Here is a 16,363-nt window from a genome sequence, read left to right as displayed (position 1 = left end):
GATCTTATACATCCATTCCAAGGAACTTGCTGACGGTGTGGACATCTTTGTCGCCACGGCCGGAGAGGTTCATCAGGATGATTTCATCCTTGCCCATTTTCGGCGCGCGCTTGATGACTTCGGCCAGCGCGTGGCTTGGCTCCAGAGCCGGAATGATCCCTTCGAGGCGGGTCAACATCTGGAAGGCGTCCAATGCCTCATGGTCCATGATCGGCACATATTCGACGCGGCCGATATCGTTCAGCCAGGAATGCTCTGGCCCGATGCCGGGATAATCGAGGCCTGCGGAGATCGAATGACCTTCCTTGATCTGGCCATCACCGTCCTGAAGCAGATAGGTGCGGTTGCCATGCAGCACGCCCGGTGAACCGGCTGTGATCGAGGCGCAGTGTTCTTCGCCAGACAGGCCCTTGCCGCCGGCTTCGACGCCGACGATACGGACATTCTTGTCATCGAGGAACGGATGGAAGATGCCGATGGCGTTCGACCCGCCGCCGACAGCGGCAATGATCATATCCGGCAGGCGGCCTTCCGCCTCCAGCATCTGCGCCTTGGCTTCCTCGCCGATAACCGCCTGGAAATCACGGACCATTTCCGGATAGGGATGCGGGCCGGCTGCGGTGCCAATCAGGTAATAGGTATCGTCGACATTGGTGACCCAGTCACGCAGTGCCTCGTTCATGGCGTCCTTGAGCGTGCCATGGCCGGCCGTGACCGGCTTTACCTCGGCGCCGAGAAGCTTCATGCGAAATACGTTCGGGGCCTGACGGGCGACATCAGTGGCGCCCATATAAACCACGCAAGGCAGGCCGAAACGTGCAGCAACCGTGGCCGAGGCAACGCCGTGCTGGCCCGCACCGGTTTCGGCAATGATGCGGGTCTTGCCCATGCGCTTGGCAAGCAGGATCTGGCCGAGGCAATTGTTGATCTTGTGCGAGCCAGTATGGTTCAACTCTTCGCGCTTGAAATAAATCTTCGCGCCGCCAAGTTCCGCCGTGAGACGCTCCGCGAAATAAAGCGGGCTCGGGCGGCCGGTGTAATGCGTGCCGAGATATTTTAGTTCGGCCTGAAACTCGGGATCGCTCTTGGCCTTATCCCATTCCGCCTGCAAATCCAGGATAAGCGGCATCAGCGTTTCGGCAACGAAGCGTCCTCCGTAAATGCCGAAGCGTCCGTCCTCATCGGGACCAGCACGAAAAGAATTGGGTGTTGGCGCGTCGTTCACTTCAAGCTCCCTTTGGGCCTTTCGACCAATCATTCACCACATCGAAAAAAGCATCAATCTTGGACAAATCCTTGACGCCCGGCGCGCTTTCGACGCCAGACGACAAATCTAATCCGCTCGCCCGGGTTTCCGCCAGAGCCTCGGCGACATTGTCCTTATTCAGCCCCCCGGAAAGCATGTAATCCACACTTTCGTCAAGTGAGCGCAGGATCGTCCAGTCGAACGAGACGCCGTTGCCGCCAGGCAGATCAGAACCGGCAGGCGCCTTGGCATCCAGCAGGAAACGGTCGGCTATGCCAATATAAGGCTCTATTTTGGCAAGATCCGCGGCATCGCGAATGGAAATCGCCTTCATCACCGGCAGGCCGTAAAGCGCCTTGATATGCAGCAGCCGCTCCGGGCTTTCGCTGCCATGCAATTGCAGAATATCCGGCCTGACAAGATCGACGATTTCATCGAGATAATCATTATCAGCATCGACAGTGACGGCAACCACTTTGGCGGCGCCACGGGCGGCTTCGGCCAACCGGCCGGCAAGGTCCGGCTCGATATAGCGGGGGCTTTTTTCAAAGAAAATAAAACCGACATGGGACGCACCGCGCCGGACGACGCGCTCCAGCGTTTCCGGTGTCTTCAATCCGCAAATCTTGATATCCGGTTTCATACCCGCGACCTGACATGAAATGCGACAAGAGTCGAGCCAAATCGCATCCCTTTTCGATGGAATGTTTCACGTGAATCCAGATGGCGATGCACGCCGCCAGTTTCAATCGAAATCGATGGCGTGCAGTTTGGAGCCATGGCGTTTCAGCCAGTCCTTGGCTTCACTGGTGTGTGGACAGAGTTTTTCGCACAGCGCCCAGAATTTCGGGCCGTGGTTCATTTCGCTCAGATGCGCGACCTCATGGGCAGCGAGATAATCGATGACCCTGTCCGGAGCCATGACGATACGCCACGAAAAGCTCAAATTTCCATCATGGGAACAGGAGCCCCAGCGGCTGCGTGTATCCTTCATGCTGATGGACCGCACCGGCCGGCCGGCAGCACGGCCATGAATGGCAACCAGCCGTTCCAGATCGGCCTTTGCTTCCTTTTTCAGGAAGGTCGCGATCCGCCGTCTCAGATGCTCCGGCGCGCCGCTGACTTTTAGAACAGCCACACCATCAGCGTCTTTCGCGATATGGGTCAGGCCCCTCAGGCTGCCGGTGTGCTCGATGCGATGAGAGATGCCTCTGATATCGATGGTCGCACCGGGACGAAGACCGTCATCAGGGCTGAACTTCAGAAGCTTGCCTTCCAGCCAGCCCTGGTGTCTTTCGAGAAAGTCATCTACCTGACGGTGATGCAGGCCCATCGGGATCGTCAGCTTCAGCGCCCGACCGCCCGGTTCGATGCGCAATGTGATGCGCGTTGCCCGCGGGTTTTCCCTGACCGTGATCGGCACTTGCCGTCCCGCAACGGAAACGGTGCGCTGGCTCGGCACGACCTTTTTGGGCGCCGGTGACTTCAGGGATTTTCTGAGGAGCGAAAACATGAAGCCTTCATAACCGATTCGTCCATCGCTTGGCCATGCAAATGCGCGGCACCACCTGCCGTTTCACGCTTAGGCCATCTGGTGTTTGCCGATGAAATCCAGCATGCGCGGCACGATTTCCTTGCGGAAGCGCGAACCGTTGAAGACGCCATAGTGCCCCACATCCGGCTGCATGTAGTGGGCGCGCTTGTCTTCAGGGATGTTCCGGCAAAGATCATGTGCAGCCTTCGTCTGGCCGACACCGGAGATATCGTCATTCTCGCCTTCGACCGTGAATAACGCGACATTGTGGATCGCGGTAGGATCAACCGCCCTGCCCCGGTGCAGCATATTGCCTTTCGGAAGCGCATGGTCGATGAAGACGGTTTCCACCGTCTGCAGATAAAATTCCGCCGTCAGGTCCATGACAGCAAGATATTCATCGTAAAATTCGCGGTGTTTTTCGGCGGAATCGCCGTCATTCTTGACCAGGTTCAGGTAAAAATCCTTATGCGCCGTCATGTGCTTGTCGAGGTTCATGGACATGAAACCCGACAGCTGCAAGAAACCTGGATAGACATAGCGCCCGAAAGCCGGCTGCGGCCACGGCACCTGCATGACGACATTGTCGCGAAACCATTCGATCGGCTTGGCCGTGGCAAGACCGTTGACGGCGGTGGGGTTGATGCGCGTATCGATCGGTCCGCCCATCAGCGTCATGGAGGCCGGCGCAAACGTATCGCCATCCGCCTCCATGAGGGAAACGGCAGCCAGAACCGGCACGGATGGCTGGCAGACGGCGACCACATGGGCGCCGGGGCCGATATGCCGCAGCATTTCGATGACATAGTCAATATAGTCGTCGAGATCGAAGGTTCCCTCAGTTGCCGGTACGATACGGGCATCGGCCCAATCGGTGATGTAAATATCGGCCGAGGGCAACAGGGCTTCCACCGTCCCGCGCAGCAGAGTCGCATAGTGGCCGGACATCGGCGCGACGAGCAAGACTTTCGGATCCGGCTTGCGGGTCGGCTCCAGGTCGCGGTTAAAATGAACAAGGCTGCAGAACGGGCGCGACCAGACGGTCTCGTCAGTGACAACAACGGTCTGGCCATCGACGCTCGTGGAGCCGAGGTCGAATTCCGGCTTGACGTAACGGCGCGTCAGACGTTCGAAAACCTCGAAACCGGCATCGAGGCTTCTGCCGAAAGCGGTGCTGGACAGCGGATTGAGAGGATTGTTGCAGGCCTGGCGCATCATGTCCGCGCCGGCACGCAGCGGCGCCATGGCCGCATGGTTCATTTCATAGAGGTGGTAGAACACTGATGACGCCTCCCTCGCGATCACGCTCTTTTTCTGACCATAGCAGCTTTTCGCAGGTGCACAAAATTTAAGGCGCCAGCGGTTTCCCGCCGGCGCCTCACTTTTCGTTGAATGCCTGCCGGCGATCAGATGTCAGCGACGAAAGTCTGCTTCTGGGAACCGAGGCCCTCGATGCCGAGTTCCACGACGTCACCAGTCTTCAGGTAACGCGGCGGCTTTTGGCCCATGCCGACGCCGGGAGGGGTGCCGGTGGAAATGACATCGCCGGGATGCAGCGACATGAACTGGCTGAGATAGGAGACAACGTGGGCGACGCCGTAAACCATTGTCTTGCTGGAACCGTCCTGCATGGTCTGGCCATTGACCTTCAGCCACATGCCGAGGTTCTGCGGATCGGTGATTTCGTCCTTCGTCACCAGCCAGGGGCCGATGGGGCCGAAAGTGTCGCAGGACTTGCCCTTTGTCCACTGACCGGCACGTTCTGTCTGGAAGGCGCGCTCGGAAACGTCGTGCGATACGCAATAACCGGCGACATAATCGAGGGCGTCCGCTTCCGAGACGTATTTCGCGGTCTTGCCGATGACGACGCCAAGCTCGACTTCCCAGTCGGTCTTTTCCGAGCCGCGCGGAATGGTGACGTTATCGTTCGGACCGACGATGGCCGAGGTCGCCTTCATGAAAATGACCGGTTCCGGCGGTACGGTAGCACCCGTTTCAGCCGCATGGTCGGAGAAGTTGAGGCCGATGCAGATGAATTTTCCGGTACCCGCAACGCAGGCGCCAATGCGCTCTTCGCTCAACACCGGCAGGGTGGCGAGGTCGATCGCGGCGATCTTCTTGAGACCCTCGGGAGAAATCGCGTCGCCGCCGATATCTTTCACATGGGCGGACAGATCGCGGACTTTTCCTTCCGCATCGAGAATGGCTGGTTTTTCCTGGCCGGGCTGGCCAACACGCATCAATTTCATGGAACTCTCTCCCGGTTGTCAGACAAGGTGATGCATATATGAACGATGCATTCATACTTGTCACCCCTTGACTGCGCCAAGTTTCGAAAAATACCTTTTCCTTCCCGGCAATCAAAAGGACATCGCCCGTGACGAACAGCAATAACAGGCAATCTGAATATCCCGTCGATCCCCTCTTCCTCGACCGCTGGTCTCCGCGCGCCTTCGATGGCAGCCCTATGCCGAAAGAGCATTTGTTGACCATTCTCGACGCGGCCCACTGGGCGCCATCCGCTTCCAACCATCAACCGTGGCGTTTCGTTTATGCCCATAAGGACAGCGAAGACTGGCCACTCTTCGTGGAACTGTTGATGGAGGGAAACCAGAAGTGGGCGAAGAACGCCTCCGTGCTGCTTTTCGTCATCTCCCGCGACCACACCATTTCGCACGAAGGCGAGAAGAAGCCATCCGCCACTCACTCCTTCGATGCCGGCGCAGCCTGGTTCTCGCTCGCCATGCAAGCTCATCTACTTGGCTATCATGCGCATGGGATGGGCGGTATCTTCAAAGACCGGATCGTCGAAAAGCTTGATATACCTGATGGCTTCAAGGTGGAGGCCGGGGTTGCGATCGGGACGTTGACGGATAAATCCATTCTTCCCGATGATCTGGCGGAGCGCGAGGTGCCCAGCAAGCGCGTACCTCTGGCAGATGTCGCTTTCGAAGGCCGCTTCACCGGCAAGGCCGATTAATCACGCCCGACACCATCAAACAAAAGGCCCGGCGGAAATTCACCGCCGGGCCTTTTGTTAAATTTTCGTTTCACGTGAATCGTTACGCGAAACACCCCACAAGATTAAATGTCGAGGTTGGCGACATTCAACGCATTTTCCTGAATGAAGTCGCGGCGCGGCTCCACTTCATCGCCCATCAGGCGGGCGAACAGGCCATCGGCATCGGTCGCGTCGTTCACTCTCACCTGCAGCAGGGAGCGGACATTGGCGTCGAGCGTGGTTTCCCACAGCTGCTCCGCATTCATCTCGCCGAGGCCCTTATAACGCTGCATGGAAAGGCCCTTGCGGCCGGCGGCGAAAATCGCATCCAGAAGCGCGCGTGGTCCGGCCAGCTCCATGCTGCCATCCTTGCGCTGCAGAACCGGCGGCGTTGCATAGATATCGCGGGTGCGGGCTACCAGCTGATCGATATGGCGCGCATCGGCTGAACCGAGCAGGCCCATATCCAGCGTCGAGATTTCCTTGACGCCGCGTACCATGCGCTCGAAGCGCAGGCCGCCATCCTCCAGAACTACGCCCGACCAGCCGCGCTCGGTTTCTTCCGCAATCATGTCCAGACGCCGGGCCACTTCGGCAACGGTTTCCTGAGCACGGGCCGCATCGGCAGAAAGCTCCGGGTTCAGCGCGCCGGCAATGGCCGCCTGTTCCACGATCGAGCGGCTGTAGCGGGAATGCAGACCATCGATCAGCGAGCGCATGCGTAGCGCATCGAGAATGACTTCGCGCAGATCGGCGCCGACTCGGACCTCACCGGTGCCGAGCGTCAGTGACGCTTCCTCGATACCCATGGAGATCAGGTATTCTTCCAGCGCCTTCTCATCCTTCAGGTACTGCACGGATTTACCGCGCGTCACCTTATAAAGTGGCGGCTGGGCGATATAGAGATGGCCGCGCTCGATCAGTTCCGGCATCTGGCGGAAGAAGAAGGTCAATAGTAGGGTACGGATGTGGGCGCCGTCGACGTCAGCATCCGTCATGATGATGATCTTGTGGTAACGCAGCTTGTCGGCATTGAACTCGTCCTTGCCGATCGATGTGCCGAGCGCGGTAATCAGCGTGCCGATTTCCTGGCTGGACAACATCTTATCGAAACGGGCGCGCTCCACGTTGAGAATCTTCCCGCGAAGCGGCAGGATGGCCTGCGTTTCACGCGAGCGGCCTTGCTTGGCGGAACCACCGGCGGAGTCGCCCTCGACGAGAAAGAGTTCGGATTTGGCCGGATCGCGCTCCGAGCAATCGGCAAGCTTGCCGGGCAGAGAAGCGATATCGAGCGCGCCTTTGCGGCGCGTCAATTCGCGAGCCTTGCGGGCGGCTTCACGGGCGACGGCCGCTTCCACAACCTTGCCGATGAGTATCTTCGCTTCGGAAGGGTGCTCTTCGAGCCAGGTGGAGAGCGCTTCGTTAACGAGGCTTTCCACGACCGGTCGCACTTCCGACGAAACGAGCTTGTCCTTCGTCTGCGAGGAAAACTTGGGATCGGGAACCTTGACCGAAAGAATGGCCGTCAGGCCTTCACGGCAGTCCTCACCCTGCAGGCTCACCTTTTCTCTTTTCATGATGCCGGATGTATCGGCATAGGAGGTGACCTGACGGGTAAGCGCCGCGCGGAAACCGGCCATATGGGTGCCGCCATCGCGCTGGGGAATGTTGTTGGTGAAGCAGAGCACATTCTCGTGGTAGCTGTCGTTCCACCACAGCGCGACTTCGACGGTGATACCGTCCTTCTCGCTGTGAATGGCGATGGGTTTGTCCACCAGCGGCTTCTTGGCGCGGTCGAGATAACGGACGAAGGCTTCGAGGCCGCCGTCATACAGCAATTCCTGCTGCTTGACGTCCGAGTGGCGTTTGTCGGTGAGCAGGATACGGACGCCGGAATTCAGGAACGCGAGTTCACGCAGGCGATGCTCCAGCGTGCCGTAATCATAATCCGTCATGGTGAAGGTTTGCGGGCTGGCCAGGAAGGTGACTTCCGTGCCGGACCGGCCTTCATATTCGCCGATGACCGACAGCGGCGCATCGGCAACGCCGTGGGTGAAGCCGATTTCGTGCAGTTTGCCATTGCGGCGGATTCTGAGCTTCAGCCAGACGGAAAGAGCGTTCACCACCGAAACACCAACGCCGTGCAGACCACCGGAAACCTTATAGGAGTTCTGGTCGAATTTGCCGCCCGCATGAAGCTGGGTCATGATGACTTCGGCGGCGGAAACGCCTTCGGAGGAATGGATGTCGGTCGGAATGCCGCGTCCGTTATCGGTCACCGTCACGGAACCGTCGGCATTCAGCGTCACTGTTACCAGATCGGCATGGCCGGCGAGCGCCTCATCGATGGCGTTGTCGACGACTTCGTAGACCATGTGATGCAGGCCGGAACCGTCATCGGTATCGCCGATATACATGCCGGGCCGTTTGCGCACGGCATCAAGGCCCTTGAGGACCTTGATCGAATCGGCTCCATATTCCGCGTTCGCGCCGACTTCGCTTGACGATGTTTCGGTCATAAGTACTCTTTCCAAAGTTTTCTCGGGCCAGGCGTTTCAGTGAGAAGGCCTGAAGCCAGCGAATCACTCAAATCCGACATGCGACTATAGAAATTCTACACCCAATCCCAAAGGCCGCATGCTTCAGGATGCTGAATAAAGCAGGGGATAGAGGGGTTTCAATCGCAAGAACGGCTTTTTTGCAGCACGGCTGACAGTTCCTCTACCACACTCGGCGGCAGCTTGCGAATATCCCGTGCGAGACGGTTGGCGAAAGCCGTATATTGCGGCGGCAGGCCCACCGTATCGATCACCACCTTCGGGTCTGACGAACCGGCCAGAAAGAACAATTCCTCCGCCTCATCCCAGATGATGTTGAAATAACCGGCAATGCGCTGCAGCAGATCGAAGCTCGGTTTGCCCCGCTTGCCATGCTCCAGCGCCGAAAGATAGGCCGGTGACACACCGATTGCCGCGGCCATTTCCTTCTGCGTCACGCCCTTGCGTTCACGAAGCTGCCGCACGGCCTCCGCAAAAGGCGTCATGATTTTTCACCGCGCCGCCGCGAAAGCCGCACATAAAGCGCACCGTCACCACCATGATTGGCCGACGCATCCTCATAGGACGAAATCAGGTAGCGATATTCCGGTTTGGCGAACCACATTGGCACTGCCCTTTTCAGCGCACCATCGCTACCGATGGAACGCCCCTTGCCCGTGATGACCAGCACATGGCGAAGGCCTCGTTCATGCGCCCGCAGCAGGAAATCCAGGAGCACCGCATGGGCTTCGCTCTGGAACATGCCGTGCAGATCGATCCGCCCTTCCAGCGGCAACCGGCCACGGGTGAGCTTGCGCTTGACCGGCTTTTCCATCGGCTGATGGGTCTTCGGCTTTTTATCCGGTGACGCAGGCAGTGCTTCCGCCGTCTCCACAATCATGCGCGGAAATGCGCTTTTACCAGTTTGCGGAACGCTGGGTTCCAGCGGATGTTCTTCTACGTCGTCGAAAGCCAGCAAATCTTCCAGCCTGCCGGAAATTGGCCGCGTGGTTTTTGCGACCCTTCCCCACAGAATGCGTTCTTCCTTGCCGAGCTTGCGACTGCCTTTCATCGCCGATACCTTTCCGCAGCAATCCGCGGCAGCAGTATATAAAAATCGGCTTCGTTGCGCACCGTGCCGGCAAGCTCTCCCGCTTCGAAACCCGAGCCGGTGAAAATATCGCCGCGCGCCGGGCCGACAATGGCCGAGCCGGTATCCAGCGCCAGCATCAGCCGGGCGAACGGCTTTCCATCGTCGAGATGGGTCAGCGTCGGCGCATGGATGAAGAACGGCAGGCCGAAGGTGTGGATCAGCCTGTCGACCGCAAGCGCACGGCCCGCAACCAGCGGCACCTTGGCGGCGGCGATCGGCCCCATGTCCAGACCGGCGACATCCGCCTCCCGGAAAAAAATGTAGGAGCGGTTGTGCCACAGCACCCCGTCCACCTCATCCGGATGGTCGGCGAGCCATTGGCGGATCGTCTGCATCGAGATTGTTTTCGGATCGAGCTCACCGCGGTCGAGAAGCAGCCGGCCGATCGGCGAAAAGACATGCCCGGCCTTGGCCGCGTAGGTGATGCGCTTTATCGCGCCATCCGGAAACACCAGACGCGCTGCACCCTGCACATGGACGAAGAATAGATCGACCTTCGATCTTGCCCAGGCAATCTCAAGACCCCTGCCCCGCAGACACCCTTCATCGATGGCGCGGCGATCGGGAAAATAGGAAATGCCCTCTTCATCCGCCTTGCCGAAAGCATAGGACGGATCGAAACCATCCGGCCGGTTATCGTTGTCAATATCCACCAGCTCCGGCGGCCGGCGGTAGATCGGATAACGCCACACATCATCCGGCGTGGCGGAGACCTCCAGTTCGGGCTCATAAAAAGCGGTCACGAAACCGCTTTTGCCCTGAGCCGGAGAAATCCTGAAAGGCACAGAATTGGTTTCGAAAAACTGGCGCGCCTGTTCGGGGCTGTTCACTTGGCCTCTTTCGGCGAGCTCCAGAAGCGAAACCAGCTCCGCTGCCGTTATCCCGAGCGCACCGGTCCTGTAGGGTTTCGCATTACGAAGATGCGACAGGATCGTTGCCATCGCCGGAAAAAGCTTGCGGGGGTCATCCTGCCCCCATCCGGGCAGATCGCGGAAAGAAACCTCGTCGATCGAAAAGGGCGTATTCATTGCTCGGATTCGGTGGCGATCAGCTTCCAGTTCGGATCGCGCGAGCGGATGTCGCGCGAGAAGGTCCAGATGTCATCCACCTCCGCAACCGCTTCCGGGTCGCCATCCACCAGCTTGCCGTCCTTGTCATAGGTCGCCGAAATCAGCTGGCTGACAATCCTCAGCGTCACCTGCACTTCGGAATCGCGAACGCCCGCCTGGGTGATGTCGGCCTTCTCGATGCCAACGAATGTGGATTTCACCACTTCGCCACGGCTTTCCCGTTCGGAGATCGCCGCCTCGAAACCGTCAAACACCTCCTTCGACAGAAGGTTCTTCAGTGTCTTGCGGTCGCCATCCGCAAAACCCATGACGATCATTTCGTAAGCCATGCGAGCACCGTTCAGGAATTCCTTGGGCCTGAAGGACGGGTCCTTGGTCATCACATCGCGCAGCGATGCATTGAGTGGGGTGTCAGCAGGGGCAAGCGCGTCTGCCTCGGCAAAGCGGTTGTCTTCTTCCGCCTCGCCGCGTTTCGGCAAGGTCACGACCTTGTTATCGTCAGCGACAGGCCCCTTTGCCACATCACGGGGGCTATAGGGGTCGAATGGCGGCTTTTCATTGCCGGTGCGGCGGCCAAGGACACTGCGCAGCTGAAAGAAGATCAGCACCGCTGCAACGAGAAAAAACAATGTGATAAAGTCGCTAAAGCCCATGTTTTACCAAAACCGCCATTTAAAATCAAAAACCTCACCATCATATAGTCTGCATCTTATCATCATTCAAATGTGCAGATTCAATCATTGGTGTCCCGGGAACCGGCAATCTGCCAGAGATGCACACGCAAGGCTAGAAGATGCGTTTTTCCTTTCTCCCCATCGTCATCCTGATGATGCCCATTCTCGAAATTGCCGGCTTCATCATCGTCGGCAAGGCGATCGGTCTATGGCTGACATTGGCGCTCATCCTGTTCACGTCATTCCTGGGGTTACTCATACTGCGCCTCGGCGGCGTCGGCATGGTGCGAAATCTTCAGGCTGCGGGCCGCACTGGCGCGCAGCCGGCGGATGAGCTCGTTAACGGGGCCATGCGCGTCGTCGCAGGCATCCTGCTCATCATTCCCGGTTTCATCACCGACATTCTCGGCCTTCTGCTTCTGTCGCCGGCCATTCGCCGGTTTTTCTGGAAAGCCTTCGGCCCGCGCGTCGTCGTTTCTGGCTCATTCAGGCAGTCCGGCCCCCAGCAAGGTGACTATTCCGGATTTCGCAATGGCCCCGGGCCTGCGGGCAATTCGAAGGTGGTGGATCTGGACGAAGAGGAGTTTCACCGCGAGGGCTCGAAGGACTCTCCCTGGTCGAACAGGCCTGATGATCGCGACCTTCCCAAACCCTGACTAGCGCGTGGAATGGATGGCGATGACGCGATCAGGAAGGGTTGTAAGCCCCGGGTCGAAATGATAGACCGCCTTCCACGAATTCACGCCGCGAGGAACCGTAATGACCGCTGAAAATGGCGCACAGGGCGCAGTTAGCCCTTCTCTCAATATTCTTGCCCAGTACATCAAGGATCTCTCTTTCGAAAATCCGGGTGCTCCTCGTTCTCTGCAGGGTCGTGAGAATGCGCCGGCGATCAACATCAACGTCAATGTCAACGCAAACCCGATCTCCGGTTCGGATTTCGACGTTGTTCTGACGCTGAATGCGGAAGCCAAGGATGGCGACAAGATCTTGTTCGCGGCCGAGCTGGTTTATGGCGGCGTGTTCCGCATTGCCGGCTTCCCGCAGGAACACATGCTGCCGGTCCTCTTCATCGAGTGCCCGCGCCTGCTCTTCCCCTTCGCCCGCCAGATCATTGCCGATGTCACCCGCAATGGCGGTTTCCCGCCGCTGATGATCGACCCGATTGATTTCTCGCAGATGTTTGCGCAGCGCGTTGCCGAAGAACAGGCCAAGGCCCAGGTTCAGGCTGTCCCGAACTAAACGGCACGCACCGCTTTTCATTGCAGACAAAACAAAACCCGGGTTCTTCACCCGGGTTTTTATTTAGCCGATTTTCCATTTCAAAGTATGGGCGGGCTTTAGTTCTGGTAGCGGTTCCAGATCGCCTTGTCGCCCATGCCGAGAACGAGTTTGCCATGCGCTGCGATCGTGTCCGCATCCAGCCTCGAGGGCAGAGCGCTTGGCCGTTGCAATGGCGCAAGCGGCACGTCTTCTTCGATGATGATCGTTTCCTGCCGGGCGGCGGAACCGAAACCGAGCGCTGTCTGGCGACCGCCGATCATTTCGATATAGACTTCGGCCAGAAGTTCGGAGTCGAGAAGCGCGCCGTGTTTGGTGCGGTGGGAATTGTCGATGCCGTAACGCCGGCAAAGCGCATCCAGCGAATTCGGCCCCATCGGGTTCTTGCGACGGGCAAGTGAGAGCGTGTCGGTCACCAGCTCGGCGGAAACCGGCTCAATGCCCAGACGCGCGAATTCCGCATTGATGAAGCCCATATCGAAGGTCGCATTATGCGCCACCCAGCGTGCGCCATCGAAGAATTCACGGATCTGGTCGATGACTTCTGCGAATTTCGGTTTGTCCTTCAGAAACTCATCGGTAATGCCGTGAACGGCAAGCGCATCCGGGTGGACCTTGCGATCCTCCGGGCTGATATAAAGATGCAGCGTGCGGCCAGTGGGAAAATGATTGATCAGTTCGATACCGCCGATTTCAATCACGCGGTCCAGCTTCGATTCGAGGCCCGTGGTTTCCGTATCGAAAATGATCTCACGCATTCATCTCTCCGCGGCGCGACTCAAGCGCCTAGTTTCTGCAGAATTTCTTTTACCTGATCCCGTGCCGCTTCGACACCATTTCCCGAATCGACGACAAAATCGGCGCGCTGGCGCTTTTCCGCATCCGGCATCTGCCGGGCAAGAATCATTTCGAATTTCTCCTCCGTCATGCCGGGCCGGGATAAAACGCGCTCGCGCTGGATTTCCGGCGCGCAACTCACCACCACGACTTTATCGACCCGTCCTTCCGCCCCCGTTTCAAACAGCAAGGGTATGTCGAGCAGAGCAAAAGCCCGATCGTCTATCCTTGCCTTTGCCAGAAAGGCCTCCTGTCTGTTGCGCACCAGCGGATGAACGATCTCTTCCAACCTGTTAAAATTAGCCGGATTCTTTCGCAGCACGTCTCCAAGTTTCTGCCGGTCGACCATGCCGGAAATCGTCGTGCCGGGAAAGGCGGCGTCGATCAGTGGAACGGCTTCCGCACGATAAAGCCCGTGCACGACCTCATCGGAATCGAGAACCGGAACACCCTCTTCGGCGAAGAGCTTCGCCGTCGTGGTTTTTCCCATTCCAATCGAACCGGTGAGACCGATGACGATCATCAATGTTTCTCCATATCCGCGATGATCAGGGAACGAAGGGTTTCATCCACCTCCGGAATCCTGCCGAACCATCGCCTGAAACCAGGTTTTGCCTGATGAAGCAACATGCCGAGCCCATCGACGGTTGCGATGCCCTGCTCTTGCGCCATGTTGAGGATCGGCGTTTTCAACGGCACGTAGACGATATCGGTCACCACCGCATTGGCCGCGAGATGCGAAAAATCAAGATGCGGCGCTTCGGTTCCATTCATTCCGAGCGATGTCGTATTCACGAACAACCCCGCGCCGTGCATGACCTCCTGAAGCGCTGCCTGGGGATGGGAAAAGACCCGTGGGCCAAAGCGGTCGGCCAGTTCGCGAGCGCGCTCGACCGTACGGTTCACGACGTGAATTTCCGCAACATCCCGATCACGCAGCGACTGAATGACGGCCCGGCTTGCACCGCCGGCGCCGAACACCACCGCGCGCTGGGTCTTATCCCAGCCCGGATGCCGCTCGTCCAGGTTCGAGACGAAACCGTAACCATCCGTGTTGGTCGCGTGGAGTTTACCCTCCTCCATCCAGATGGTGTTGGCGGCGCCGAGTTCTTCCGCCAAGGCATCGGGATGATCGGCCAACCGGTAAGCCGCTTCCTTGTGCGGAATGGTGGCGTTACCGCCCACCGCTGCACCCGGCTTGCCTTCCTTCAGCGTTGCAATGAACTTCGGGAAATCGTCTGGGGAGACCTCAACTGCCGTATAGGAACCGGCGATACCGAATTTTTTCAGCCAATAGGAATGGATGATCGGCGACCGGGAATGTTTGATCGGGTAACCGACAACGAAGGCATTTATAGTTAATGTTTCACGTGAATCAGCCATCGATGACATCCATGTCGCGTAGTTTCGATAAAAGAGGCAGAAGCGGCAAACCGAGGATCGTGAAATAATCCCCCTCTATGGAGGTGAATAGCTGGATTCCTTCCCTCTCAAGCTGGTAAGCGCCGACGCTGCTGAGCGCCTTTTCTCCCACCCGCTGCAGGTGGCGGGACACAAACTCAGCGCTCAAGGTTCGAACGGCAAGCTCTGCACTGGAAACGGTCTGCCACACCACCTTTCCGTTGTGAACGAGAACAGCCGCGCTGTTCAGGCGGTGGACCTTGCCGGACAACGACAGCAGATGCGTCGCGGCTTCCGCCATGTTTTTTGGCTTGTGATAAACGCGTGTGCCGAGCGCCATGGTCTGGTCGCAGCCAAGAACCAGTGCTTCTGGATGGAGCGCACTGACTGCAAGAGCCTTCGCCCGCGCAAGTTCCAGCGCAACCTCTTCGGGGCTGGCGCCGTCCCGTTCCAGTTGCTCATCAAGCGCACGCTCATCAATATCCGCGGGTATTGCCGAAAATGTCAGCCCCGCATTGCGCATCAGCATCTGCCGGGATGCGCTGGATGAGGCGAGGATCAACTCTTGTTTCATCGACTGTCTGCTCCTGATGATGCGATTCGGATTATCGCGTCCTCGGGCGCAGGGCAAGGATCGCCGCGGCCGTTTCCTCGATGGAACGGCGTGTGACGTCGATCAGCGGCCAATTGTTGCGGGCGCAGAGCGCACGCGCATATTTCAGCTCTTCCATGATGGTGGCGCGATCCGTGTAACGGCCACCGTCAAATCCGCCGGTTGTACCCAGATCCCTGTTCTCACGAACCTGCGATATGCGATCCGATGTCGCGACGAGACCGACGATCAACGGCCGGGTCGCGGCATATAGGCTTTCGGGCAAAGGCACATTGGGAACGACCGGGATATTGGCAGTCTTTATGCCCCTGTTAGCAAGATAGATGCTGGTTGGTGTTTTCGACGTGCGGCTGATGCCGATGATGACGACATCCGCATCGTCATAGGTCTCCGGCATCTGCCCGTCATCATGGTCCATGGCGAAATTGAGTGCTTCGATCCGCGCGAAATAATCGGCATTCAGCGCGTGTTGCGCACCCACCCGCCGCCTGGACGGCGCGCCGAGATAGGTCTGGAAAATGCCGATGATCGGTTCGAGAACGTTGACGCAGGGCACGCCAATCGCATGGCAGCGCAGATCCAGGAATTCCGCCAGCTGCTGATCAACGATTGTATAAAGAACAATGCCGGGCTCCTTGTCGATGAGATCGATGACCTGCGCGAGCTGCTTCTGGTTGCGGATCATCGGATAGACATGTTCCACCGGCATGGATGTATGAAACTGCGCCGAGACGGCGCGGCCGGCCGACATCAGAGTCTCTCCCGTCGAGTCCGAAATCAGGTGCAGATGGAAGAAGCTTTTTTTGTTCTCCACGCTGTTTTTCTCCCCCTGTTGATAAACCGGGACAAATCTCTGAATTGTCCGACGGGCCGAGCCGCGGGGTGAATAAGGTGGTGTTTTTCCACAATCCGCAAGTGGCGTCTCTCGTCTTCGAGACGCCTGTGAATTACTGGAATAAGACGGAACTGTTCAAAATTCTCCCCAGATTGTCCACAGGTGCGTAAATTTCGGTCTT

18 protein-coding genes are annotated in these 16,363 nt (G+C 58.2%); 3 read left to right on the top strand and 15 right to left on the bottom strand.

The window, feature by feature from the left end:
• Positions 1 to 4: 4 nt before the first annotated feature.
• From trpB to ATU_RS00070, 5 genes are all read right to left on the bottom strand, one after another.
• Complete coding sequence (gene trpB, locus ATU_RS00090) at positions 5 to 1,225, bottom strand: tryptophan synthase subunit beta (protein WP_010970606.1); 1,221 nt, start codon at positions 1,223 to 1,225, stop codon at positions 5 to 7.
• Between the two features lies 1 nt (position 1,226).
• A complete protein-coding gene (locus tag ATU_RS00085; protein ID WP_010970605.1) occupies positions 1,227 to 1,889 on the bottom strand; it encodes a phosphoribosylanthranilate isomerase in 663 nt (220 codons plus the stop codon).
• Positions 1,890 to 1,991: 102 nt separating this feature from the next.
• Complete coding sequence (locus ATU_RS00080; protein WP_010970604.1) at positions 1,992 to 2,759, bottom strand: M48 family metallopeptidase; 768 nt, start codon at positions 2,757 to 2,759, stop codon at positions 1,992 to 1,994.
• Between the two features lie 69 nt (positions 2,760 to 2,828).
• A complete protein-coding gene (locus ATU_RS00075; RefSeq protein ID WP_035258068.1) occupies positions 2,829 to 4,061 on the bottom strand; it encodes a polyhydroxyalkanoate depolymerase in 1,233 nt (410 codons plus the stop codon).
• Between the two features lie 125 nt (positions 4,062 to 4,186).
• The gene (locus ATU_RS00070) at positions 4,187 to 5,029 is read right to left on the bottom strand and encodes a fumarylacetoacetate hydrolase family protein (RefSeq protein WP_010970602.1); all 843 of its coding nucleotides are present in this window, start codon (positions 5,027 to 5,029) and stop codon (positions 4,187 to 4,189) included.
• A gap of 128 nt (positions 5,030 to 5,157) precedes the next feature.
• Between ATU_RS00070 and ATU_RS00065 the strand changes: the two genes are divergently transcribed.
• Positions 5,158 to 5,760: a nitroreductase family protein gene (locus ATU_RS00065; RefSeq protein ID WP_010970601.1), complete on the top strand. Its 603-nt coding sequence runs from the start codon at positions 5,158 to 5,160 to the stop codon at positions 5,758 to 5,760.
• Between the two features lie 104 nt (positions 5,761 to 5,864).
• Here ATU_RS00065 and gyrB read toward each other — a convergent pair whose 3' ends face one another.
• The 5 genes from gyrB to ATU_RS00040 form a co-directional block, all read right to left on the bottom strand.
• Positions 5,865 to 8,300 (bottom strand): DNA topoisomerase (ATP-hydrolyzing) subunit B, encoded by a 2,436-nt coding sequence (gene gyrB / locus ATU_RS00060; RefSeq protein ID WP_010970600.1) that lies wholly within the window; start codon positions 8,298 to 8,300, stop codon positions 5,865 to 5,867.
• A gap of 158 nt (positions 8,301 to 8,458) precedes the next feature.
• The gene (locus ATU_RS00055) at positions 8,459 to 8,824 is read right to left on the bottom strand and encodes a helix-turn-helix domain-containing protein (protein WP_006311080.1); all 366 of its coding nucleotides are present in this window, start codon (positions 8,822 to 8,824) and stop codon (positions 8,459 to 8,461) included.
• A complete protein-coding gene (locus ATU_RS00050; protein ID WP_010970599.1) occupies positions 8,821 to 9,390 on the bottom strand; it encodes a Smr/MutS family protein in 570 nt (189 codons plus the stop codon). Before ATU_RS00050 ends, ATU_RS00055 begins: the two co-directional genes overlap by 4 nt.
• Positions 9,387 to 10,499 carry a murein transglycosylase A gene (gene mltA, locus ATU_RS00045; protein WP_010970598.1) on the bottom strand — a complete coding sequence of 371 codons (1,113 nt, stop codon included), beginning with the start codon at positions 10,497 to 10,499 and terminating at the stop codon, positions 9,387 to 9,389. The genes ATU_RS00050 and mltA overlap by 4 nt, the downstream gene beginning before the upstream one ends.
• A complete protein-coding gene (locus tag ATU_RS00040) occupies positions 10,496 to 11,194 on the bottom strand; it encodes a Tim44/TimA family putative adaptor protein (protein WP_035258064.1) in 699 nt (232 codons plus the stop codon). The genes mltA and ATU_RS00040 overlap by 4 nt, the downstream gene beginning before the upstream one ends.
• Before the next feature lie 140 nt (positions 11,195 to 11,334).
• Here ATU_RS00040 and ATU_RS00035 point away from each other — a divergent pair, with 140 nt between their 5' ends.
• Both ATU_RS00035 and secB read left to right on the top strand, forming a co-directional pair.
• A complete protein-coding gene (locus tag ATU_RS00035) occupies positions 11,335 to 11,871 on the top strand; it encodes an FxsA family protein (protein ID WP_010970596.1) in 537 nt (178 codons plus the stop codon).
• A gap of 103 nt (positions 11,872 to 11,974) precedes the next feature.
• Positions 11,975 to 12,457 (top strand): protein-export chaperone SecB, encoded by a 483-nt coding sequence (gene secB, locus ATU_RS00030; RefSeq protein WP_010970595.1) that lies wholly within the window; start codon positions 11,975 to 11,977, stop codon positions 12,455 to 12,457.
• 98 nt (positions 12,458 to 12,555) lie between these two features.
• On the opposite strand, the gene dnaQ is transcribed toward secB, so the two are convergent.
• From dnaQ to ATU_RS00005, 5 genes are read right to left on the bottom strand one after another with little or no spacing between them, the layout of a single operon-like run.
• Complete coding sequence (gene dnaQ / locus ATU_RS00025) at positions 12,556 to 13,254, bottom strand: DNA polymerase III subunit epsilon (protein WP_010970594.1); 699 nt, start codon at positions 13,252 to 13,254, stop codon at positions 12,556 to 12,558.
• 20 nt (positions 13,255 to 13,274) lie between these two features.
• Entirely contained in the window at positions 13,275 to 13,856 is a 582-nt protein-coding gene (coaE, locus tag ATU_RS00020) for a dephospho-CoA kinase (RefSeq protein WP_010970593.1), read from the bottom strand.
• Positions 13,856 to 14,716 (bottom strand): shikimate dehydrogenase, encoded by an 861-nt coding sequence (locus ATU_RS00015; RefSeq protein WP_010970592.1) that lies wholly within the window; start codon positions 14,714 to 14,716, stop codon positions 13,856 to 13,858. Before ATU_RS00015 ends, coaE begins: the two co-directional genes overlap by 1 nt.
• Positions 14,709 to 15,308: a two-component system response regulator ActR gene (gene actR, locus ATU_RS00010; RefSeq protein WP_010970591.1), complete on the bottom strand. Its 600-nt coding sequence runs from the start codon at positions 15,306 to 15,308 to the stop codon at positions 14,709 to 14,711. The genes ATU_RS00015 and actR overlap by 8 nt, the downstream gene beginning before the upstream one ends.
• Before the next feature lie 31 nt (positions 15,309 to 15,339).
• A complete protein-coding gene (locus tag ATU_RS00005; RefSeq protein WP_010970590.1) occupies positions 15,340 to 16,161 on the bottom strand; it encodes a pyruvate, water dikinase regulatory protein in 822 nt (273 codons plus the stop codon).
• Positions 16,162 to 16,363: the final 202 nt, after the last annotated feature.

The sequence above is a fragment of the Agrobacterium fabrum str. C58 genome, from assembly GCF_000092025.1.
GTDB lineage: Bacteria > Pseudomonadota > Alphaproteobacteria > Rhizobiales > Rhizobiaceae > Agrobacterium > Agrobacterium fabrum.
Note: the sequence above shows the minus strand (reverse complement) of the source record. Positions and strands in the feature narration are given on the sequence as shown.

Excerpts from the sequence above, each read along its gene's own strand:
- ATU_RS00085 (WP_010970605.1), bottom strand. The coding sequence starts at position 1,889 with ATGAAACCGGATATCAAGATTTGCGGATTGAAGACACCGGAAACGCTG.
- ATU_RS00080 (WP_010970604.1), bottom strand. The coding sequence starts at position 2,759 with ATGTTTTCGCTCCTCAGAAAATCCCTGAAGTCACCGGCGCCCAAAAAG.
- ATU_RS00070 (WP_010970602.1), bottom strand. The coding sequence starts at position 5,029 with ATGAAATTGATGCGTGTTGGCCAGCCCGGCCAGGAAAAACCAGCCATT.
- gyrB (WP_010970600.1), bottom strand. The coding sequence starts at position 8,300 with ATGACCGAAACATCGTCAAGCGAAGTCGGCGCGAACGCGGAATATGGA.
- ATU_RS00055 (WP_006311080.1), bottom strand. The coding sequence starts at position 8,824 with ATGACGCCTTTTGCGGAGGCCGTGCGGCAGCTTCGTGAACGCAAGGGC.
- ATU_RS00050 (WP_010970599.1), bottom strand. The coding sequence starts at position 9,390 with ATGAAAGGCAGTCGCAAGCTCGGCAAGGAAGAACGCATTCTGTGGGGA.
- mltA (WP_010970598.1), bottom strand. The coding sequence starts at position 10,499 with ATGAATACGCCCTTTTCGATCGACGAGGTTTCTTTCCGCGATCTGCCC.
- ATU_RS00040 (WP_035258064.1), bottom strand. The coding sequence starts at position 11,194 with ATGGGCTTTAGCGACTTTATCACATTGTTTTTTCTCGTTGCAGCGGTG.
- ATU_RS00035 (WP_010970596.1), top strand. The coding sequence starts at position 11,335 with ATGCGTTTTTCCTTTCTCCCCATCGTCATCCTGATGATGCCCATTCTC.
- secB (WP_010970595.1), top strand. The coding sequence starts at position 11,975 with ATGACCGCTGAAAATGGCGCACAGGGCGCAGTTAGCCCTTCTCTCAAT.
- dnaQ (WP_010970594.1), bottom strand. The coding sequence starts at position 13,254 with ATGCGTGAGATCATTTTCGATACGGAAACCACGGGCCTCGAATCGAAG.
- coaE (WP_010970593.1), bottom strand. The coding sequence starts at position 13,856 with ATGATCGTCATCGGTCTCACCGGTTCGATTGGAATGGGAAAAACCACG.
- ATU_RS00015 (WP_010970592.1), bottom strand. The coding sequence starts at position 14,716 with ATGGCTGATTCACGTGAAACATTAACTATAAATGCCTTCGTTGTCGGT.
- actR (WP_010970591.1), bottom strand. The coding sequence starts at position 15,308 with ATGAAACAAGAGTTGATCCTCGCCTCATCCAGCGCATCCCGGCAGATG.